Source organism: Streptomyces sp. XY431, assembly GCF_001279805.1.
Classification (GTDB): domain Bacteria; phylum Actinomycetota; class Actinomycetes; order Streptomycetales; family Streptomycetaceae; genus Kitasatospora; species Kitasatospora purpeofusca.
Window position 1 is genome coordinate 100119 of record NZ_LGDO01000457.1, and the last position, 21379, is coordinate 121497.

The window sequence follows — 21379 nt, forward strand, 5'->3', positions numbered from 1 at the left end:
TTCGGGCTCCGCGCTCAGTGGGTGGTGGGGGCCGGGGAGATGCCGCCGAGGCCCCGCTCGGCCCGCCAGCCGTCGAGGATCGCCTTCTGGAGGCCGAACATCTCCTCCTCCTCGTCCGGCTCCTCGTGGTCGTAGCCGAGCACGTGCAGCACACCGTGCACGGTGAGCAGCTGCAGCTCCTCGTCCATCGAGTGCTTGGACGGGGCCGCCTTGCCCTGCTGCTCGGCGACCTCGGGGCAGAGCACGATGTCGCCGAGCAGCCCCTGCGGCAGCTCCTCGCCCTCCTTGCCGGGGCGCAGCTCGTCCATGGGGAAGGACATCACGTCCGTGGGGCCCGGGAGGTCCATCCACTGGATGTGCAGCTCCTCCATCGCCGCCCCGTCCACGAGGATCACGGACAGTTCGGACTGCGGGTGGATCCGCATCTTGTCCAGGGCGTAGCGGGCGACGGCGAGGACGGACTCCTCGTCGACGTCCCAGCCGGACTCATTGGCGATGTCGATCGACATGACGGGCTGGTTACTCAGCTTTCGGTGCGATGGGACTGTCGGGGTGCGCGTGAGCCGCGCCGCTGGGCGGGCTTGACCGGGGGGCGGCGCTCCTCGGTCTCCTGGGCCTCCTGGCGGGCGTCCCAGCGCTCGTACGCGTCCACGATCCGGCCGACCAGCTTGTGGCGGACCACATCGGTGCTGGTGAGGACGGAGAAGTGGATGTCGGGCACGTCGACCAGGATCTCCTGGACGACCTTGAGGCCGCTGCGGGTGCCGCCCGGGAGGTCGATCTGGCTGGTGTCGCCGGTGACGACCACCCGGGAGTTGAACCCGAGGCGGGTGAGGAACATCTTCATCTGCTCGGGCGAGGTGTTCTGGGCCTCGTCGAGGATGATGAAGGCGTCGTTGAGGGTGCGGCCGCGCATGTAGGCGAGCGGCGCGACCTCGATGGTCCCGGCGGCCATCAGCCGCGGGATGGAGTCGGGGTCCATCATGTCGTGCAGCGCGTCGTACAGCGGCCGCAGGTACGGGTCGATCTTCTCGTAGAGGGTGCCGGGCAGGAAGCCGAGCCGCTCGCCCGCCTCGACGGCCGGGCGGGTCAGGATGATCCGGTTGACCTCCTTGGCCTGGAGGGCCTGGACGGCCTTGGCCATCGCGAGGTAGGTCTTGCCGGTGCCGGCCGGGCCGAGGCCGAAGACGATCGTGTGCTTGTCGATGGCGTCGACGTAGCGCTGCTGGTTGAGGGTCTTCGGACGGATGGTCCGGCCCCGGTTGGACAGGATGTTCGCGGTGAACACCTTCGACGGCGCCGGGCTGTCCGGGTCGTCGACGGCACTGCGGATCATGGCGATGGAACGCTCCACGGAGTCCTCCGTGAGGGGTTGGCCGGTGCGCAGCACCAGCATCATCTCGCTGAACAGCTGCTTGACGAGGGCGACCTCGGCGCGCTCGCCGGTCGCGGTCACCTCGTTGCCCCGGACATGGATGTCGGCGGCGGGGAAGCCCTGCTCGATCACTCGCAGCAGCGAGTCGGCGGCGCCGAGCAGGGTGACCATCGGATGCTTCTCGGGGATGACGATCCGGGCGCTGACGCGGCCGTCCTCGGCCGGTTCGTGGCGCGGCTGTCCGTTGGAACGGGTCTGCGATGTGTCACTCATAGGTCGGCGCTGGGGCCTGCCTCATCCCATCCGTGTCTCGTGTGCCGCTCGGTCCTTCCGGGGCACCAGGGTACGCCGCGCACGTGATCGCTGCGGCGGGCGGCGGGGCCGCACCCGACGATGCTGCGGCAGAACGCCGGGCGGCGCGAGCGGTTTTCCACGCTGTTCACCGCGGCCCTGACGGGTGGGCGCCTCACTTGTGCCGGGGCGGTACTGGTACCCGGGCGAGGTCCTCGGCAAGCACGATCGGGCCGTCGAAATGCTTGCGGGCGTCGGCGAGGTGCTGGCCGAGGTCGGGGTAGCGCTGCGAGAAGTGGGTCAGCACCAGGGTGCGGACACCCGCCTCGGCGGCGACCTTGGCGGCCTGGCCGGCGGTGAGGTGGCCGTGGTCCTCGGCGAGCCCGGCGTCGGCGTCGGAGAAGGTGGCCTCGACGACCAGCAGGTCGGCGCGCTCGGCGAGCTCGTACACGCCCTCGCAGAGCCGGGTGTCCATGACGAAGGCGAACCGCTGCCCGGGCCGGGGCTCGCTGACCTCCTCCAGGGTGACCCGCCGGCCGTCCACCTCGATCGCGCCCTGGTGCTGGAGCCGGCCGGTGTCGGGGCCGGCGATGCCCAGGGCGGCCAACCGTTCGGGCACCAGCCGGCGGCCGTCCGGCTCGCTCAGCCGGTAGCCGAAGGACTCGACCGGGTGCGAGAGCCGGACCGCCTCCAGCGCGAAGCGGGCGCCGGGCGCGGGCAGCGGGCCCGGCTCCTCGATCGGGCGGGGCCGCAGCACGGCCGTCTCGTGGAAGGCGGTGGCGTGCCGCAGCCGCTCGAAGTACACCTCGCCGGAGGCGGGGAAGTAGACGTCCACCGGGTGCGGGACCCGGTCCAGGTTGATCCGCTGGATCACCCCGGCCAGGCCCAGGCTGTGGTCGCCGTGGAAGTGAGTGACGGCGATCCGGGTGAGCTGGGTGGCCGAGACCCCGGCGCGCAGCATCTGCCGCTGGGTCCCCTCGCCGGGGTCGAACAGCAGGCCCTCGCCGTCCCAGCGCAGCAGGTAGCCGTTGTGGTTGCGGTGCCGGGTCGGGACCTGGCTGGCGGTCCCGAGGACGACGAGTTCGCGCTGGGACACCCCTCAGACCATGCGCTCGGTCATCGACGTGCCGCCGAGCACGTGGACGTGCGCGTGGAAGACGGTCTGGCCCGCGCCGGCGCCGGTGTTGAAGATCAGCCGGTAGTCCTCGACGCCCTCGTCCGCGGCGACCCGGCCCGCCTCGGCGAGCAGTTCGCCGGCGACCTCGGGCTCCGCCTCGGCCAGCGCGGCCGCGTTCGGGTAGTGGGCGTGCGGGACCACCAGGACGTGCACCGGGGCCTTCGGGGCGATGTCGCGGAAGGCGAGGGTCCGGTCGGTCTTGCGGACCACGGTGGCCGGGATCTCGCCCGCCACGATCTTGCAGAACAGGCAGTCGGGCTGCGGCTCGCCGGCCATCGGGATCTCCTCGCGGGATGCTGGTGCTGGTCTGGTGGGAGCGTACGGCGGCATGCTAGCCGAGCCCCGCCGCCGCCCGCCGGTACTCGCGCAGGTGCTGCCGCCGCAGCACGCGCACGGCGACGGCATCCCCGGAGCGGGAGGCCGGACCCGGGGCCCGGCCTCCCACCGCCGTCGGACCGCCGCTAACGCTCCCAGGGCAGCGCCGGCGGGGTCTTGGCCGGCCGCTCCGCGAGCGCCGCCAGGGCGATCCGCACCCCCTCGGCGAGCTGCGGGTCCTCCCCCGCCGCCCAGGCGTGCGGCGGGAACGGCACCTCCACGTCCGGGTCCACCCCGTGGTTCTCCAGGCCCCAGCCGAGCCGCTCCGACCAGAACGCGTACTTGGGCTGGGTCACCAGGGTCCCGTCCACCAGCGAGTAGCGGCTGTCGATGCCGATCACCCCGCCCCAGGTGCGGGTGCCGACCACCGGGCCGATCCCCAGCGCCTGGATCGCCGCGTTGACGATGTCGCCGTCCGAGCCCGAGTACTCGTCCGCCAGCGCGACGACCGGACCGCGCGGCGCGTCCTCCGGGTACGGCGCGGGATTGGCGACGTCCCTGCCCACGCCCCAGCCGATGATCCGCCGCGCCAGCTTCTCGACCACCAGCTGCGAGGTGTGCCCGCCCCGGTTGCCCCGGATGTCGACGACCACGCCCTCCCTGGCCATCTCCGCCCGCAGGTCGCGGTGGATCTGCGCCCAGCCGGTGGTCTGCATGTCGGGGATGTGCAGATAGCCGAGCCGGCCGTCGGACAGCTCCCGGACGGCGGCCCGCCGCCCGGCCACCCAGTCGTGGTAGCGCAGCGCCTCGTCGTCGGCGAGCGGGACCACCACCGGGTGCCGCTGGTCGGTGCCGTCCTTGCCGGCCACCGTCAGCTCGACCGGCTGCCCGGCGGTGCCGGCCAGCAGCGGCGCCGGGCCGGTCACCGGGTCCACCGGGCGGCCGTTGACCGCCAGCACCGCGTCCCCGGGGCGGACGGCCGCGCCCGGGGCGGCCAGCGGCGAGTGCGCCCGGGGGTCGGAGGACTCCCCCGGCAGGATCCGCGCGACCCGCCACACCTCGCCGTCCCTGACCAGGTCCGCGCCCAGCAGGCCCTGCCGGCGGGCCGGCTCGGTGTGCACCCCGTGCGCCACCACGTACGCGTGCGAGGTGCCCAGCTCGCCGTGCACCTCCCAGAGCAGGTCCACCAGGTCGTCGTGCGAACCGAGCCGCTCCACCAGCGGCCGGTAGCGGGCCAGCACCCCGGCCCAGTCCACCCCGTCGAGGTCGGGACGCCAGAAGTTGTCCCGCATCAGCCGGCCGTTCTCGTCGTACATCTGCCGCCACTCGGCCGCCGGGTCGACCGTGACCCGCAGCCGGTCCAGGTCGACGTCGATCTCGTCGTCCTCGCCGGACGCCTTGTGGTCGGCGGGCAGGATCCGCAGCTCGCCCTCGTCCAGCACGGCGAGCCGGGTACCGTCCCCGCTCACCGCGAACGCGTCCAGGCCGTCCACCAGCTGCTCCGCCCGGCGCTTGCGGAAGTCGAAGCGCTCCAGGGTGGGCCGCGGGCGCTCGTCCTCCAGCGAGGCGGCCTCGTCGCCCAGCTCGCCGACCAGCGGGAGCCTGGTCCACAGCACGCCGTCCTTGGCGGCCCGCAGGACGCCGAACCGGCCGCCCTCCACCGGGAACGGCACGATCCGGTCGGCGATGCCGTCCAGGTCGACCCGGGTCGCCGGCGGCGCGTCGGCCGCGCCCTCCTCGCCGTCCGCCCGGCGGCCCTTCGGCTCCTCGTCCTCCCCGCCGGCCGGCCTTCCGGCCCGGCGCGGCCCGAACGGCGACGGCGTGTCGGCAGCCAGCGTGATCAGGTACGGGCGGCAGCCGTTGGGGAACGACAGGTCGAAGACGTGCGAGTCGTACACCGGGTCGAAGCTGCGCACCGAGAGGAACGCCAGGTGCCGGCCGTCGGCGGTGAACGCCGGGGAGGTGTCGACGAAGCGCTGCGGGGTCGCCTCGGAGACCGTCCGGGTGGCCAGGTTGGCCAGCACGATCTGGCGCAGCGACCACGCCCCGAGGGTCGGCTGCGACCAGGCCAGCCAGGCCGAGTCCGGGCTGAACGCCAGCCCGCTGACCTCACCGTCGGTGCTGTGCGCCAGCTCGTGCACGGCGCCGTCGGCCAGGCCGACCAGCAGCACCCGGCCGTCGTGCGCGCCGACCGCCAGCTGCTTGCCGTCCGGGGAGACCAGCAGCGAGCGGACCCGGCCCAGCTGCCCGGCGGCCAGTCGGCGGCGCTCGGTGCCGAGCACCGCGGGCGCGTACTCGATCGCGTCCTCGCCCTCGGCGTCGGTCACCCAGACCACGCCCTGGGCGGCGTCCTCGCCGGCCGGGCCCGGCACCACCCGGGCCAGCCGGCCGCGCACGCCCGGTGTCTCGTCCAGCACCCGGGCCGGGCCCTCCCGGTGGGTCAGCCAGTACACGGAGCCGCGCACCACCACGGCCCCGGCCCGCCCGGTGCGGTCCGGGGCGACGCCCTCCAGCCAGTGCGCGGCGGACACCGGGCGGGGGCGGCGGCCGGTGCGCGGACCGGCCGGGCGGACGTCCAGGCGGCGCGGCTCGGCGCCGTCCAGGTCCGTCAGCAGCCACAGGTCGCCGGCGCTGTGCCAGACCACCCGGCTCCCGTCGGTGGTGGCGGTGCGGGCGTAGAAGCCCTCCGGCGAGATGCCGTGCCGGCGCAGGTCGGAGCCGTCCGGGAGGCTGGAGTACAGCGCGCCGACGCCCTCGTGGTCGGAGAGGAAGGCGATCCGCCCGCCCACCCACAGCGGCGACTCGATGTGCCCGGCCAGCTCCTCGTGGACGCGCTCGAAGCGGTCGACGCCGATCCAGAGCCGGCCGGTCCGCCCGCCCCGGTAGCGCTTCCACCAGGCCGGCTCGGTGGCGTAGGCGGAGACCAGCAGCACCCGGTCGCCGCCGGGCTCGAAGGCCAGCCCGCCGACCGGGCCGTACGGCAGCCGGGCCGCCTCGCCGCCGTCCAGCGGCACCGCCCGCGCCCAGGTGCGGCGCAGCGAGGCCTGCCCGGCGGCGGTGGTGGCGATCGGCCGGCCGTCGGCCGTCCAGCCGCGCAGCTGGGTCTGCGCGTCGCCCCAGTGGGTCAGCCGCCGGGACGGTCCGCCGTCCACCGGGACCACGTGCACCTCGGGGGCGCCGTCGCGGGTGGAGGTGAAGGCGACGTGGCGGCCGTCCGGGGAGAACATCGGTCTGCGGACCGGACGGTGGTCGGCGGTCAGCCGCCAGGCCCGGCCGCCTTCCAGCGGGGCGAGCCACACGTCGTTCTCGGCCACGAAGGTGATCAGGTCGCCGTGCAGGTGCGGGTGGCGCAGGTAGGCGCCCTCGGGGGTGCTCTCGGGTTCGCTCACGGTCGCCACCCTAGGCAAGCGGGGGTGCGGCGCGCCCGCAGTTCGCGGTCCGCGAACCCCCACGGGGGATGCCGGTGTCAGGCCCAGCGGCCGGTGCGGCCCAGCAGCAGCGCGCCGGCCGCCACCCCGGCCGTGGAGGTGCGCAGCACCGAGGGGCCGAGCCGGTACGGCTTCGCGCCGGCCTCGGCGAAGGCGGCCAGCTCCTCCGGGGAGACGCCGCCCTCCGGGCCGACCACCAGCACCAGGTCCCCGCCCGCGGGCAGCGCGGCGGAGGCCAGCGGTTCGGCGCCCTCCTCGTGCAGCACGGCGGCGAACGCGGCGCCGGCCAGTACCGGGGCCAGCTGCCGGGTGGTCATCGCCTCGCGGACCTCGGGGAAGCGCAGCCGCCGGGACTGCTTGCCGGCCTCCCGGGCGGTGGCCCGCCACTTGGCGAGCGCCTTGGCGCCGCGCTCGCCCTTCCACTGGGTGATGCAGCGCGACGCCGCCCAGGGGATCACCACGTCCACGCCGACCTCGGTCATGGTCTCCACCGCCAGCTCGCCCCGGTCGCCCTTGGGCAGCGCCTGGACGACGACGATCCGCGGCGCCGGCTCCGGCTCGCGGCGCACGGCCGTCACCGTCACCTCGATCGCGTCCTTGCCGTGCACCGCCGCGACGGTGCCGTCCACGCCGAGGCCCCGGCCGTCGGCCAGGGTGACCGCCTCGCCCGGTTCCAGCCGCTTCACCGCGGCGGCGTGCCGGCCCTCCGGCCCGTCCAGCCGGACGGACGCGCCCGGCGCGGCGGCGGCGATCCGCTCGGTGTCGACGACGAACACGGGCGCGGTCATGCGGGGAACCTCCGGGGTGGGAACGGGAACGGGAACGCGAAAGGGGTGCCGAGGAAGCCTCGGCACCCCCGCGCGGGACGGCTACCGGCCGTTGAAGGCGTCCTTCAGCCGGGAGAACAGCCCCTGCTGCCCGGGCGCGAACTGGCCGGACGGCCGCTCCTCGCCGCGCAGCACCGCCAGGCGGCGCAGCAGCTCCTCCTGCTCGGCGTCGAGCTTGGTGGGCGTCTGCACCTCGACATGCACTATCAGGTCGCCCCGGCCGCCGCCGCGCAGGTGGGTGATGCCCCGGCCGTGCAGCGGGATCGACTGGCCGGACTGGGTGCCGGGCCGGATGTCGACCTCCTCGATCCCGTCCAGGGTCTGCAGCGGCACCTGGGTGCCGAGCGAGGCCGCCGTCATCGGGATGGTGACCGTGCAGTGCAGGTCGTCGCCGCGCCGCTGGAAGGTCGGGTGGCTGGTCTCGGCGATCTCGACGTAGAGGTCGCCGGCCGGGCCGCCGCCGGGGCCGACCTCGCCCTCGCCGGCCAGCTGGATCCGGGTGCCGTTGTCGACCCCGGCCGGGATCTTGACGGTCAGGGTGCGGCGGGCGCGGACCCGGCCGTCGCCGGCGCACTCCGGGCACGGGGTCGGCACGACGGTGCCGAAGCCCTGGCACTGCGGGCAGGGGCGGGAGGTCATGACCTGGCCCAGGAAGGACCGGGTGACCTGGGAGACCTCGCCCTTGCCGCGGCACATGTCGCAGGTCTGCGCGGAGGTGCCGGGCGCGGCGCCCTCGCCGCTGCAGGTGGTGCAGGTGACGGCGGTGTCGACCTGGAGTTCCTTGGTGGTGCCGAACGCGGCCTCCTCCAGGGTGATCTCCAGCCGGATCATGGCGTCCTGGCCGCGCCTGGTCCGGGAGCGCGGTCCGCGCTGGCCGGAGGCGGCGCCGAAGAAGGCGTCCATGATGTCGGAGAAGCCGAAGCCCGCCGCGCCCGCGCCGAAGCCCGCACCGGCTCCGCCGTTCGGCGAGAGCGGGTCGCCGCCGAGGTCGTAGACCTGGCGCTTCTGCGGGTCGGAGAGCACCTCGTAGGCGGCGTTGATCTCCTTGAACCGCTCCTGCGTCTTCGGGTCCGGGTTGACGTCCGGGTGCAGTTCGCGTGCCAGGCGCCGGAACGCCTTCTTGATCTCGTCCTGCCCCGCATCCCGTCGGACGCCGAGTACCGCGTAGTAGTCCGTGGCCACCAAATGCTCCGCTTGTTCCGCCTGTGTGAGTGCTTGCGACTTCGGGCGCCGTCAGCTGTCCGACGACGACCGTTCCTACGACTCGGCCAGAATCTGACCCACGTACCGTGCCACCGCTCGCACCGCCCCCATTGTGCCCGGGTAGTCCATCCGGGTCGGACCGATCACCCCCAGTTTGGCCACGCTCTCGTCGCCCGAACCGTAACCGACCGAGACGACCGAGGTGGAATTCAGCCCTTCGTAGGCGTTCTCCCGCCCGATCCGGACCGTCATCCCGGCGTCCGCGGTCTCACCCAGGAGGCGGAGCAGGACGACCTGCTCCTCCAGCGCCTCCAGCACCGGCTGGATGGTCAGCGGGAAGTCGTGGCCGAAGCGGGTCAGGTTGGCCGTGCCGGCCAGCATGATCCGCTCCTCGCGCTGCTCGGCGAGGGTCTCGAAGAGCGTCGCCAGCACCGTGGACACGGTCGGCCGGTCGGCCGCCTCGAACTGCGCGGGCAGCTCCTCCAGCAGCCCCGGGACGTCCGGGAGCCGCTGGCCGGCGGCCCGGGCGTTGATCCGGCCCCGGAGGTCCGCCAGCACGGTCTCGCCGACCGTGCCCGGGCAGTCCACCAGCCGCTGCTCGACCCGGCCGGTGTTCATGATCAGCACCAGCATCACCTTGGCCGGGGCCAGCGCGACCAGCTCGATGTGCCGCACCGTGGAGCGGCTCAGCGAGGGGTACTGCACCACCGCGACCTGGCGGGTCAGCTGGGCGAGCAGCCGCACCGTGCGGGCGACCACGTCGTCGAGGTCCACCGCGCCGTCGAGGAAGTGCCGGATCGCCCGCCGCTCGGGCGCGCTCATCGGCTTGACCTCGGCCAGCTTGTCGACGAACAGCCGGTAGCCCTTGTCGGTGGGGATCCGCCCGGCGCTGGTGTGCGGCTGGTGGATGTACCCCTCCTCCTCCAGCGCCGCCATGTCGTTGCGGACGGTGGCCGGGGAGACCCCGAGGTTGTGCCGTTCGACCAGGGCCTTGGAGCCGACCGGCTCCTCCGTCCCCACGTAGTCCTGGACGATCGCGCGAAGCACCGCGAGTTTGCGGTCGTCGAGCTGGCGGACCTCACCGGCCATGGGCACGCACCTCCGTCTTCACGCGTTGTCCGTTGTGACACACCGTCGTGGCATGTGTCCGTGTTCGAGCTGTCCGATCCGACCCCGCGGGGCCCGGCCTTGGCACTCTGAACGCACGAGTGCCAGAACCGTACCTGCCAGTGTAAGGCCCGGGTCCGACGGCAGGAACGGCCCGGCCGGGGTGATCCTGCCCGCAGTCCGCGGCGCGCGGGTGATGCCGCGGGGCCCGCCCGGTGGCAGCATCGGAAGCGGACGGCGAACGGAGGAGCAGCGATGTCGAGCTCGGGCCAGCACACCCGCTTCGCCCCCGACCGCGGCCTGACCGGCCGCATGGTGGGGACGATGTTCCTGATCGGGCTGCTGTACGTGGGATTCACCGGTCTGCTGATCGTGCTGCTGCGCGGCGCCTGGCCGATCATCGTGCTGATCTCGGGCGGCCTGTTCGTCGCCCAGTTCTGGTTCAGCGACCGGATCACCGAACGGGCGATGGGCGCCCACCGGGTCACCCCGGAGCAGTACCCGCAGCTGCACGGCGCCGTCGACCGGCTCTGCGCGCTCGCCGACATGCCCAAACCCCGGGTGGCGGTCGCCGAGAACGACATGCCGAACGCCTTCGCCACCGGCCGCAACCCGCAGAACGCGGTGGTCTGCGTCACCACCGGCCTGCTGCGCCGGCTGGAACCCGAGGAACTGGAGGGCGTGCTCGCCCACGAGCTGTCGCACGTCGCCCACCGGGACGTCGCCGTGATGACGGTGGCCGGGTTCCTCGGCGTCCTGGCCGGCGCGATGACCCGGATCGCCATGTACGGCGGCTTCATGGGCGGCGGGCGCAACAACAACGACTCCAACGCCGCGATCGCCGCCCTGGTGATCCCGCTGGTGTCGATCGCCGTCTACGCGATCAGCTTCCTGCTGACCCGGCTGCTCTCCCGCTACCGGGAGCTGGCCGCCGACCGGGCCGCCGCCCAGCTCACCGGGCGGCCCAGCGCGCTGGCCTCGGCACTCACCAAGGTGACCGGCCAGATCGCCGCCATTCCGACCCGGGACCTGCGCCAGTCCCAGCCCTACAACGCGTTCTACTTCGCGCCGGCGCTCAGCGCCCGGGAGGCCGCCACCCAGCTGTTCTCCACCCACCCGTCGCTGGAGCAGCGGCTGGCCCAGCTGGCGAAGATCTCCTCCGAGCTCGGCCGCTGAACCGCCCGTCCGGCCCCCCGCACCCTGCCCGTTCGCACCCGACCGCCCCCGCCCCCCGACCGGAAGGACCGCCGTGGGCATCCTGGACACGCTGTTCGGCCGCACCAAGCCCGTCAGACCCGACCTCGACCAGCTGTTCGGCGTGCCCTCCGCCGCCCTCACCCTGGAGGCCGCGGCCGGCTTCCGCCCCACCGGACTCGGCTCGGTCTGCTTCGCCTCCGTCGAGGGCGGCGCCTTCGACGAGGTCGAACGGCAGGTCCGGGCCCTGCTCGACGCCGACACCGAACGCGGCGGCGTCCCCGTCGAGGCGTCCAAGGACTCCTACGGCTACTCCTGGCTGCTCGCCCGGCACGCGCCCGACGAACTGCCCGAACTGGTCAACGACCTGCACGCGGTCAACAGCGAACTCGAGGCGCACGGCTTCGGCCCCCAACTGCTGTGCTCCCTGGTCGGCTTCCGCGACGCCGAGGGACAGCGGCCGCTGGCCCTGGTCTACCTGTACAAGCGCGGCACCTTCTACCCCTTCGCGCCACTGCCCGGCGGCGGGGAGAAGCGCGACAACCCACTGGAGCTGGAGGTCAACGCGATGCTCGGCAACGACCTGCGGCTGGAGAAGGACCTCACCCGCTGGTTCCCGGTCTGGGGCGCGCCGGGGCTGTGAACCGGCGGCCGCCGGGCCGGTAATTCGGTGGCCCCCGGCCGCCCCGGCCCCTAGGGTCCGCCCGTGATCAACTGGACCGCACTCGAATCCGCCGCCCCCGCCCCCGACACCCTCGCCGCCGTCAGCGCCGCGCTGCGCTCGCCCGACCCGCACGTCCGCGACAGCCTCGCGCTGGAGCAGCTGTGCCGCTGGGTACCGCTGCTCACGCCCGAGCAGCGCCTCGCGCTCGGCGACGAGATGGCCGAACGCCTCACCGACCCCGAGATCCAGGCCCGCACCTTCGCCCCGCTGGTCCTCGCCGACCTCGCCGACCACGGCGCCCACCGCCCGGCCTGGCTGGAGGCCTTCGCCCGCTGGTACATCGACGAGACCGACCTGCGCGGCTTCGACCCCCGGCTCGGCTGGCTGCACGCGGTCGCCCACGGCGCCGACCTGCTGGCCGCCCTCGGCCGCGGCCCGCTGCTCGCCGACCCCACCCCGCTGCTGGACCTGGTCACCGCCCGGCTGCTCGCCCCCACCGACCACGTGCTGGACGCCATGGAGGACGACCGGCTCGGCCGCGCGGTCGCCCAGATCCTCACCCGCCCGGAGCTGACCGAGCGCCAGGCCCTCGGCTGGCTCGACCCGATCGGCGCGCAGCCGCCGCGCCGCCCCTCGGCGACCGCGGGCGCCGTGCCCGCCGTCGTCTCCAACACCCTGCGCACCCTGCGGGCCGTCTACGTGCTCGCCGACCGGGGCGTCCGGATGGAACGCGGCGGCGCAGCGGTGCCGCTGCCGCACTCCGCCGCCCTGCGCGCGCGGATCGCCGAGCTGCTGGTGGTGAACTCTCCGTTCACCGGCTGACGCCCCATAGACTCCGGGGAATGCGCAGCCGCCAGTACGGACCCGACCTGACCCCGCCGTGGAAGAAGCAGGTGCCCGCCCCGGAGGTGCCCGCCGAGCGGGACCTGGTGGTCGAGGAGGTGTCGACCGGCTTCTGCGGGGCGGTGGTGCGCTGCGAGAGGACCGCCGAGGGGCACACCGTCACCCTGGAGGACCGGTTCGGCAAGCACCGGGTGTTCCCGCTGGTCCCGCGCGGCTTCCTGCTGGAGGGCCGGACGGTCACCCTGGTCCGGCCCTCGGGCCCCGCCCCGGCCCGCACCCCCGCCCGCACCGCCTCCGGCTCGGTCGCCGTCCCCGGCGCCCGGGCCCGGGTGGCCCGCGAGTCGCGGATCTACGTCGAGGGCCGGCACGACGCCGAGCTGGTGGAGCGGGTCTGGGGCGACGACCTGCGGATCGAGGGCGTGGTCGTCGAGTACCTGGAGGGCGTCGACGACCTGCCCGCGATCGTCGCCGGGTTCGCCCCCGGCCCGGAGCGCCGGCTCGGCGTCCTGGTCGACCACCTGCTCCCGGGCACCAAGGAGCACCGCATCGCCGCCCGGGTCACCGGCCCGCACGTCCTGGTCGTCGGCCACCCCTACATCGACGTCTGGCAGGCCGTGAAACCGTCCTCCGTGGGCATCCCGGCCTGGCCCGCCGTCCCCAGGGGCGAGGACTGGAAGACCGGCACCTGCCGCCGCCTGAACTGGCCCGAGGACACCCCGGCGGCGTGGAAGCACATCCTGTCGAAGGTGAACTCCTACCGGGACCTGGAGCCCGAGCTGCTGGGCAAGGTCGAGGAGCTGATCGACTTCGTGACCCTGCCGGGTCAGGAGTAGGGCCGGAACTCCGTGGTGTCGAGCGTGATGCCCAGCAGGTCCACCGGAACCGGCTCGCCGAACTTGGTGGTCCGCTCGGTCACGTAGTCGGGCAGCCCCGAGGCCGCCGCCCGGGCCGGTTCGGTGAGCAGGACACAGAGGCCCTTGATCGGATCGACGATCAGGTACACGGGGATCGCGCCCTCGGCGTACAGCTCCCGCTTGGTCCGGTAGTCGCGCAGCACGCTGGTCTTCGACACGACCTCGACCACCAGCGTCACGGCGGGCGCGGGAACCAGACGCCCCGGACCGTCGGCTGCGCCCCGCTCGATCACCACGAGATCGGGCTGCGGCTCGCTGGCGTCCGCCGGGAACGCCACGTCCTGGGTCTGGAGCCGGTGCCAACGCGCGCGCGGGATCTGGTCGACGATCGACTCGACGATGAGGTTGTGGGCCATCTCGGGCCCGGCCATCATCACGATTTCCCCCCTGATGAGCTCGGCCTTGAAGCCTTCCGGGACCTCCAGGTTCTCGAAGATCCCAGTCATCCGGTCATCGATGGCGGTCATTGCGCGCTCCCTCCGACGGCTGACACCACGTTAACGAGTCTCAGTCCACCAGGTCACGTACCACCGCGTCCGCCAGCAGGCGGCCCCGGAGGGTGAGGACCGCGCGGCCGGCGGCGTGGGGGGTGGCGGCGAGGAGGCCGTCGGCCAGGTGCTGGCGCGCGGCCTTCAGGCCGGTCTCCGTCAGCAGGTCCAGCGGGATGCCCTCGGCCAGGCGCAGCTCCAGCAGGATCCGTTCGACCCGGCGGTCCTCGGCGGCGAGGCGCTCGCGGCCCTGGGCGGGGGTGCGGCCCTCGGCGAGGGCGCGGGCGTAGGCGGCGGGGTGTTTGGCGTTCCACCAGCGGACGCCGCCGACGTGGCTGTGCGCGCCGGGGCCGGCGCCCCACCAGTCGCCGCCGGTCCAGTACAGCTCGTTGTGGCGGCAGCGGCCCTCGGGGGTGGTGGACCAGTTGGAGACCTCGTACCAGGAGTAGCCGGCCGCGGCCAGCGCCTCCTCGGCGATCAGGTAGCGGTCGGCGTGCACGTCGTCGTCGATCATCGGCAGTTCGCCGCGCCCGACCCGGGCGGCCAGCCTGGTGCCCTCCTCGACGATCAGCGAGTAGGCGGAGACGTGGTCCGGGCCGGCGCCGATCGCGGCGTCCAGGGAGGCCCGCCAGTCGTCGTCGGACTCGCCGGGGGTGCCGTAGATGAGGTCGAGGTTGACGTGCTCGAAGCCCGCCGCGCGCGCCTCGGCGACGCAGGCCTCGGGCCGGCCGGGGGTGTGGTGGCGGTCGAGCAGCTTCAGCACGTGCGGGCGGGCCGACTGCATGCCGAAGGAGATCCGGTTGAAGCCGCCCTCGCGCAGCTCCGCCAGGTACGCCGGGTCCACGGACTCCGGGTTGGCCTCGGTGGTGACCTCGGCCCCCTCGGCGAGCCCGAACTCCTCGCGGATCGCGGCCAGCATCGCCACCAGGTCGCGGGCGGGCAGCAGGGTCGGGGTGCCGCCGCCCAGGAAGACGGTGCGCACCGGCGGGGCGGCGTCGCCGAGCACCCGGCGGGCCATCCTGACCTCGGCGACCACGTTGTCCGCGTAGGTCTCCTGGGAGGCGACCGTGCCGGAGGAGCGCAGCTCGGTGGCGGTGTAGGTGTTGAAGTCGCAGTAGCCGCAGCGGCTGGCGCAGTACGGCACGTGCAGGTAGAAGCCGAACGGCCGCGAGCCGAGCCCGTCGAGGGCGTGCGCGGGCAGGGAGCCGTCGGACGGTACCGGTTCACCGTCGGGGAGTGCGGAGGGCATGACCCCATTGTCCCGTACGGCCGGAGTGATCCCCCCGGGCCGTACGGGACGGAGTGGTACGGAGTGCTACGGAGCGGGACGGGGCCGGGCTCAGGCCTCGTTGGCGCCCGAGTACATCGCGGTGACCTCGTCCGCGTAGGTCCGCTCCACCACCGGGCGCTTGATCTTCAGGCTCGGGGTGAGCTCGCCGTGCTCGACGTCCAGGTCGCGCGGCAGCAGGTGGAACCTCTTGATCGTCTGCCAGCGCTGCAGCGAGCCGTTCAGCCGCCGCACGAAGCCCTCGATCAGCTCGTGGGTCCGCGGGTCGGCCGTCACCTCGGCGTAGGAGCTGCCGGCCATCCCGTGCTCGGCGGCCCACGGCATGATCACGGCCTCGTCCAGGCCGATCAGCGCGGTGCAGAAGTTGCGGCCGTTGCCGATCACCAGGATGTTGCTGACGAACGGGCAGACCGCCTTGAACTTGCCCTCCACCTCGCTCGGCGCGACGTACTTGCCGCCGGAGGTCTTGAACAGGTCCTTCTTGCGGTCGGTGATCCGCAGGAAGCCGTCCGGGGACAGCTCGCCGATGTCCTCGGTGTGGAACCAGCCGTCCGACTCCAGCACCTCGGCGGTCTTCTCCGGCAGGTTGTGGTAGCCGCGCATCACACCGGGGCCGCGCAGCAGGATCTCGCCGTCCTCGGCGATCCGCACCTCGGTGCCCGGCAGCGGACGGCCCACCGTGCCCACCCGGATGTCCTCGGCCCGGTTGACGCAGGAGCCGGCGCTGGTCTCGGACAGGCCGTAGCCCTCCAGGATCGGCACGCCCGCGCCGACGAAGAAGTAGCCGATCTCGGGCGCCAGCGCGGCACTGCCGGACACCGCGCCGCGCAGCCGGCCGCCGAACGCGGCCCGGATCTTCGAGTACACCAGCCGGTCGGCGATCGCGTGCTTCAGCCGCAGCCCCACCGGGGCGGTGCCCACCCCGGTCGCCACCCGGCTCTCCTGCACCGCGCGGGCGTGGTCGCGGGCGGTGCGCGCCGCCCACAGGAAGATCTTGTACTTGGCGCCGCCCTCGGCCCTGGCCTTGCCGGCGATGCCGTTGTAGACCTTCTCGAAGATCCGCGGCGCCGAGGCCATCACGGTCGGCCGGATCACCGGGAGGTTGTGGATGATCCGGTCCACCCGGCCGTCCAGCGCCATCACGTGCCCGGTGGCGATCTGCCCCGAGATCAGGGTCTTGCCGAACACGTGCGACAGCGGCAGCCACATGAACTGCACGTCGTCGGCGGCCAGCAGCCCGCTGGCCTCCTGGGCCCGCCCCTCGTACGCCCAGCAGTCGTGCACCAGCCGCACGCCCTTGGGGCGGCCGGTGGTGCCGGAGGTGTAGATCAGGGTCGCCAGCTGCTCCTTGTCGAGCGCGGCGATCGCCTTCTCGACCGCGTCCGGGTGCGCGGCCAGGTGCTCGGCGCCGAGCTGCTCCAGCTCGGTGAAGGAGAGCACCTTCAGCCGGCCGGCCTCCGGCGGCCCGTCGGGCGCGTCGAAGAGGACCACCGTCTCCAGCGCGGGCAGCCGGTCCAGCTCCGCGACCACCTTGTCCAGCTGGGCGGTGTTCTCGGCGAACATGGCCCGGGAGCCGGAGTCGGAGAGGATGAACGCGGTCTCGTCGGCGTTGGTGCTCGGGTAGACGGCCGTGGTGGCCGCGCCCGCGCACATGTTGCCGAGGTCGGCCAGGACCCACTCCAGCCGGGTGGAGGAGGCCAGCGCGACCCGGTCCTCGGCCTCGATGCCCAGCGACAGCAGCCCCGCCGCCACCGCGTACACCCGGGCCGCGGCCTGCGCCCAGGTCAGCGACCGCCACTGCTCGGCGCCGGGGGTGCTGTCCGCCGCGTGCTCGTCCACCGGCACCGGGTAGCGGTAGGCCTCACCGCCGGGGGTCAGCGCGACCCGCTCCTGGAACAGGTGGGCGACGGAGGTGGGGCGCCCGGCGACGAGGTCGGGACGGCCGGAGTCGATCAGGGACTGCGCGGAACTCAACGAGGACCTCCGGGGGCGGGTGGCCGTCCGATGGACGTGGAGGGACGGGTCTGCGGCTGGGACCGGCACCGCGGACGGGACGCGCGGCGGCCGTGGGGGCGGTCGCCGGCCCGCCTGACGAAACCGGGCCGGTACCAGTGAGTAACAAGAGGGCTTTCAGCAGCCTAGGGGGAAACCGGTCATTCCGTAAGAGGGCGGACCGAGCTGGCACCCTCCCGAACCATCGGTGCACGGCACCACCCGGCCGCCCGGAACGTTCGGCAAAGAGCCGGACAAAGATCCGGCTCGCTTGCCCGGAATCGGCTGTACGAGCCCTCCGAACAACGAGAATTGGGATGCCCAAGCCGCCGCCGACGACAAGAGTGAGCCAGTGCTGATCAGACTGCTAAGGGCGTACCTCCGCCCCTATTCCCGACCGATCACCCTGCTGGTGCTGCTCCAGCTGGTGTCCACCCTCGGGCTGCTCTACCTGCCCACACTCAACGCCGACATCATCGACAGCGGCGTGATCAAGGGGGACACCGGCTACATCCTGCAGGTGGGCGCCGTGATGATCGGCGTCACCGTCCTCCAGACCCTCTGTTCGATCTGCGCCGTCTACTACGGGGCGCGCACCGCGATGGCCGTCGGCCGCGACATCCGCGCCGCCGTCTTCGACCGCGTCCAGGGCTTCTCCGCCCGCGAGGTCGGCCAGTTCGGCGCCCCGTCCCTCATCACCCGCACCACCAACGACGTCCAGCAGGTCCAGATGCTGGTCCTGATGTCGTTCACGATGATGGTCGCGGCGCCGATCATGTGCGTCGGCGGCATCATCATGGCCCTCAACCAGGACGTACCGCTCTCCGGCCTGCTGCTGGCGGTCGTCCCCGCCCTCGCCATCGTGGTCGCCGTGCTCGTCCGCCAGCTCCGCCCGCGCTTCCGCAGCATGCAGGACAAGATCGACACCGTGAACCGGGTGCTGCGCGAGCAGATCACCGGCATCCGGGTCATCCGCGCCTTCGTCAAGGACGACCACGAGCAGAACCGGTTCGCCGGCGCCAACGAGGACCTCACCGGCGTCTCGCTGCAGGTCGGCAAGCTGATGGCCTACCTGTTCCCGAGCGTGATGCTGGTCGTCAACATCTCCAGCGTCGCCGTGCTGTGGTTCGGCGCCCACCGGATCAACAGCGGCGACATGGAGATCGGTGCGCTCACCGCGTTCCTCTCCTACCTGCTGCAGATCCTGATGAGCGTCATGATGGCCACCTTCATGTTCATGATGGTGCCGCGCGCCGAGGTCTGCGCCGAGCGCATCCAGGAGGTGCTCGGCACCGACTCCAGCGTCGTACCGCCCGCCGACCCCGTCACCGAGGTGCTGCGCCGCGGCCACCTCGAACTGCGCGAGGTCGACTTCCGCTACCCCGGGGCCGAGGCCTCCGTCCTGCGCGGCATCGACATCACCGCCCGCCCCGGCGAGACCACCGCCGTCATCGGCTCCACCGGCAGCGGCAAGTCCACCCTGCTCGGCCTCGTCCCCCGGCTCTTCGACGTCAGCTCCGGCCAGGTCCTGCTCGGCGGCGTCGACGTCCGGGAACTCGACCCCGGCGCCGTCTCGGACAGCGTCGGACTCGTCCCGCAGAAGCCCTACCTGTTCTCCGGCACCGTCGCCAGCAACCTCCGCTACGGCCGGCCCGACGCCACCGACGAGGAGCTCTGGCACGCGCTGGAGATCGCCCAGGCCAAGGAGTTCGTCGAGAAGTTCCCCGAGGGCCTGGACGCGCCCATCGCCCAGGGCGGCGGGAACGTCTCCGGCGGCCAGCGCCAGCGCCTGGCCATCGCCCGGACCCTGGTGCGCCGGCCCGACATCTACCTCTTCGACGACTCCTTCTCCGCGCTCGACTACGCCACCGACGCCAAGCTGCGCAAGGCCCTCGCCCGCGAGACCACCGAAGCGACCGTCGTGATCGTCGCCCAGCGCGTCTCCACCATCCGCGACGCCGACCGGATCATCGTCCTCGACGAGGGCGCCGTGGTCGGCACCGGAACCCACGGCGAGCTCATGGCCGGCAACCCGACGTACCGGGAGATCGTGCTCTCCCAGCTCACCGAGCAGGAGGCGGCGTGACCAGCCCCGACAGGCCCGCACCCGGGTCCGACAAAGCACCCGGCGGACGGCCGGACTTCGCCAAGGCGCCGGGCGGACGCCCGGGAGGACCCGGCGGACCGGGCGGACGGCCGGGAGGACGGCCGGGAGGACCGGGCGGCCCCGACGCGCCGGCCGGTGACTCCCAGTCCGCCGCCGCCCGCCGCGGCCCCGCCGGACCCGGCCGCTTCATGGGCGGTCAGGGCGCCGAGAAGTCCATGGACTTCAAGACCTCCGGCAAGCGGCTGCTCAAACTGCTCCGCCCCGAACGCGCCCTGATCGCCGGCGTCCTCGGTCTCGGCGTCCTCAGCATCGGCGCCGCCATCGTCGGCCCCAAGATCCTCGGCCACGCCACCGACCTCATCTTCGCCGGCGTCGTCAGCACCCGCTTCCCGGCCGGCTCCTCGAAGCAGCAGATCGTCGACGCCATGCGCGCCCGCGGCGACGGCGACCTCGCCAACCTGATCTCCTCGGTCGACTTCACCCCCGGCCAGGGCATGGACTTCGACGCCATCGGCAGCATCCTGCTCTGGGTCCTCGCCATCTACGTCGCCTCCGCCGTCTTCGGCGTCGTCCAGGGCCGCCTCGCCGCCCGCGCCATCCAGCGCGTCGGCTACCGGCTGCGCCAGGACACCGAGGCCAAGCTCGCCCGGCTGCCGCTCAGCTACTTCGACAAGCAGCCCCGCGGCGAGGTCCTCAGCCGGGTCACCAACGACATCGACAACATCAGCCAGACCATGCAGCAGACCACCGGCCAGGTGATCAACTCCCTGCTCACCGTCATCGGCGTACTCGCCATGATGTTCTGGATCTCCTGGCTGCTCGCCCTGATCGCGCTGATCGCCGTCCCGCTGTCCGTCGTCGTCGCCACCCGGGTCGGCAAGCGCGCCCAGCCCCAGTTCGTCCAGCAGTGGCGCTCCACCGGGCAGCTCAACGCGCACATCGAGGAGATGTACACCGGCCACACCCTGGTCAAGGTCTTCGGCCGCCAGCAGGAGTCCGCCGCCACCTTCCGCGAGCACAACGAGGCCCTCTACGCCTCCAGCTTCAAGGCCCAGTTCATCTCCGGCATCATCCAGCCCGCGATGATGCTCATCGGCAACCTCCAGTACGTGCTCATCGCCGTCGTCGGCGGCCTGCGGGTGGCCGGCGGCGCGCTGTCCATCGGCGACGTCCAGGCCTTCATCCAGTACTCCCGGCAGTTCAGCCAGCCGCTCACCCAGGTCGCCAGCATGGCCAACCTGGTGCAGTCCGGCGTCGCCTCCGCCGAGCGCGTCTTCGAACTCCTCGACTCGGCCGAGCAGACCCCCGAACCGGCCATGCCGGAACGCCCCGACACCCTGCGCGGCCGGGTGGTCTTCCAGGACGTCGCGTTCCGCTACGACCCCGGCACGCCGCTCATCGAGGACCTCTCGCTCAAGGTCGAACCCGGCCAGACCGTCGCCATCGTCGGCCCCACCGGCGCCGGCAAGACCACCATGGTCAACCTGCTGATGCGGTTCTACGAGGTCAGCTCCGGGCGGATCACCCTCGACGGCGTCGACATCGCCGCCATGTCCCGCGAGGACCTGCGCTCCGGGATCGGCATGGTCCTCCAGGACACCTGGCTGTTCGGCGGCACCATCGCCGACAACATCGCCTACGGGGCCGAGGGAGCCACCCGCGACCAGGTGGTCGAGGCCGCCCGGGCCGCCCACGTCGACCGCTTCGTCCGCACCCTGCCGGACGGCTACGACACGGTCATCGACGACGAGGGCACCGGCGTCAGCGCCGGCGAGAAGCAGCTCATCACCATCGCCCGCGCCTTCCTCGCCCAGCCCTCGATCCTGGTCCTCGACGAGGCCACCAGCTCCGTCGACACCCGCACCGAGGTGCTCATCCAGCGGGCCATGGCCCGGCTGCGCACCGGCCGCACCAGCTTCGTCATCGCCCACCGGCTCTCCACCATCCGGGACGCCGACGTGATCCTGGTGATGGAGAACGGCTCCATCGTCGAGCAGGGCGGCCACGACGAGCTGATCGCCGCCGACGGGGCCTACGCCCGGCTCTACCAGGCGCAGTTCGCCGAGGCGGTCGCCGAGGTCGAGTAGCCCGCGGGGGATCCTCCCGGCGGACCTCTCCGCGACCCTCTCCACGAACCTCTCCGTGAACCCGGGGCGGCCGGCCCGA

General features: G+C 73.1%; 17 protein-coding genes. 6 read left to right on the forward strand and 11 right to left on the reverse strand.

The window, feature by feature from the left end; translation table 11 throughout:
- Window positions 1-14: 14 nt before the first annotated feature.
- The 8 genes from ybeY to hrcA all read right to left on the reverse strand — a co-directional run bounded on the left by ybeY (window position 15) and on the right by hrcA (window position 9705).
- On the reverse strand, window positions 15-509 hold the full coding sequence (gene ybeY / locus ADK60_RS29015; RefSeq protein WP_030395777.1) for an rRNA maturation RNase YbeY: 495 nt from the start codon (window positions 507-509) through the stop codon (window positions 15-17).
- 14 nt (window positions 510-523) lie between these two features.
- Window positions 524-1546 (reverse strand): PhoH family protein, encoded by a 1023-nt coding sequence (locus ADK60_RS29020; protein WP_045938486.1) that lies wholly within the window; start codon window positions 1544-1546, stop codon window positions 524-526.
- 295 nt (window positions 1547-1841) lie between these two features.
- A complete protein-coding gene (locus ADK60_RS29025; protein ID WP_045938459.1) occupies window positions 1842-2762 on the reverse strand; it encodes a ribonuclease Z in 921 nt (306 codons plus the stop codon).
- Window positions 2763-2765: 3 nt separating this feature from the next.
- Window positions 2766-3119: a histidine triad nucleotide-binding protein gene (locus ADK60_RS29030; RefSeq protein ID WP_045938458.1), complete on the reverse strand. Its 354-nt coding sequence runs from the start codon at window positions 3117-3119 to the stop codon at window positions 2766-2768.
- Between the two features lie 185 nt (window positions 3120-3304).
- Entirely contained in the window at window positions 3305-6547 is a 3243-nt protein-coding gene (locus ADK60_RS29035) for a S41 family peptidase (protein WP_053649872.1), read from the reverse strand.
- Window positions 6548-6624: 77 nt separating this feature from the next.
- A complete protein-coding gene (locus ADK60_RS29040) occupies window positions 6625-7374 on the reverse strand; it encodes a 16S rRNA (uracil(1498)-N(3))-methyltransferase (RefSeq protein ID WP_053649831.1) in 750 nt (249 codons plus the stop codon).
- Between the two features lie 81 nt (window positions 7375-7455).
- Window positions 7456-8595 (reverse strand): molecular chaperone DnaJ, encoded by a 1140-nt coding sequence (dnaJ, locus tag ADK60_RS29045; protein WP_045938456.1) that lies wholly within the window; start codon window positions 8593-8595, stop codon window positions 7456-7458.
- 75 nt (window positions 8596-8670) lie between these two features.
- Window positions 8671-9705, reverse strand: coding sequence for a heat-inducible transcriptional repressor HrcA (hrcA, locus tag ADK60_RS29050; protein WP_030395770.1), 1035 nt, complete (start codon window positions 9703-9705; stop codon window positions 8671-8673).
- 273 nt (window positions 9706-9978) lie between these two features.
- Here hrcA and htpX point away from each other — a divergent pair, with 273 nt between their 5' ends.
- From htpX to ADK60_RS29070, 4 genes are all read left to right on the forward strand, one after another.
- A complete protein-coding gene (htpX, locus tag ADK60_RS29055) occupies window positions 9979-10899 on the forward strand; it encodes a zinc metalloprotease HtpX (protein WP_045938454.1) in 921 nt (306 codons plus the stop codon).
- 73 nt (window positions 10900-10972) lie between these two features.
- Window positions 10973-11560 (forward strand): PspA-associated protein PspAB, encoded by a 588-nt coding sequence (pspAB, locus tag ADK60_RS29060; protein ID WP_053649832.1) that lies wholly within the window; start codon window positions 10973-10975, stop codon window positions 11558-11560.
- A gap of 63 nt (window positions 11561-11623) precedes the next feature.
- Window positions 11624-12403: a DUF2785 domain-containing protein gene (locus tag ADK60_RS29065; protein WP_053649835.1), complete on the forward strand. Its 780-nt coding sequence runs from the start codon at window positions 11624-11626 to the stop codon at window positions 12401-12403.
- 20 nt (window positions 12404-12423) lie between these two features.
- Window positions 12424-13257: a DUF3097 domain-containing protein gene (locus tag ADK60_RS29070; protein ID WP_053649836.1), complete on the forward strand. Its 834-nt coding sequence runs from the start codon at window positions 12424-12426 to the stop codon at window positions 13255-13257.
- Here ADK60_RS29070 and ADK60_RS29075 read toward each other — a convergent pair.
- From ADK60_RS29075 to ADK60_RS29085, 3 genes are all read right to left on the reverse strand, one after another.
- The gene (locus ADK60_RS29075) at window positions 13248-13805 is read right to left on the reverse strand and encodes a Uma2 family endonuclease (protein ID WP_053649838.1); all 558 of its coding nucleotides are present in this window, start codon (window positions 13803-13805) and stop codon (window positions 13248-13250) included. The two genes, ADK60_RS29070 and ADK60_RS29075, sit on opposite strands and share 10 nt — an antisense overlap.
- A 40-nt stretch (window positions 13806-13845) precedes the next feature.
- Entirely contained in the window at window positions 13846-15075 is a 1230-nt protein-coding gene (hemW, locus tag ADK60_RS29080; protein WP_053649841.1) for a radical SAM family heme chaperone HemW, read from the reverse strand.
- Between the two features lie 90 nt (window positions 15076-15165).
- Window positions 15166-17088 (reverse strand): AMP-dependent synthetase/ligase, encoded by a 1923-nt coding sequence (locus tag ADK60_RS29085; RefSeq protein ID WP_053649844.1) that lies wholly within the window; start codon window positions 17086-17088, stop codon window positions 15166-15168.
- Window positions 17089-17458: 370 nt separating this feature from the next.
- On the opposite strand from ADK60_RS29085, the gene ADK60_RS29090 reads away from it, so the two are divergent.
- Together ADK60_RS29090 and ADK60_RS29095 are read left to right on the forward strand one after the other, a co-directional pair.
- The gene (locus ADK60_RS29090) at window positions 17459-19192 is read left to right on the forward strand and encodes an ABC transporter ATP-binding protein (protein WP_053649846.1); all 1734 of its coding nucleotides are present in this window, start codon (window positions 17459-17461) and stop codon (window positions 19190-19192) included.
- Window positions 19193-19401: 209 nt separating this feature from the next.
- Entirely contained in the window at window positions 19402-21300 is a 1899-nt protein-coding gene (locus ADK60_RS29095; RefSeq protein ID WP_053649847.1) for an ABC transporter ATP-binding protein, read from the forward strand.
- Window positions 21301-21379 lie beyond the last annotated feature (79 nt).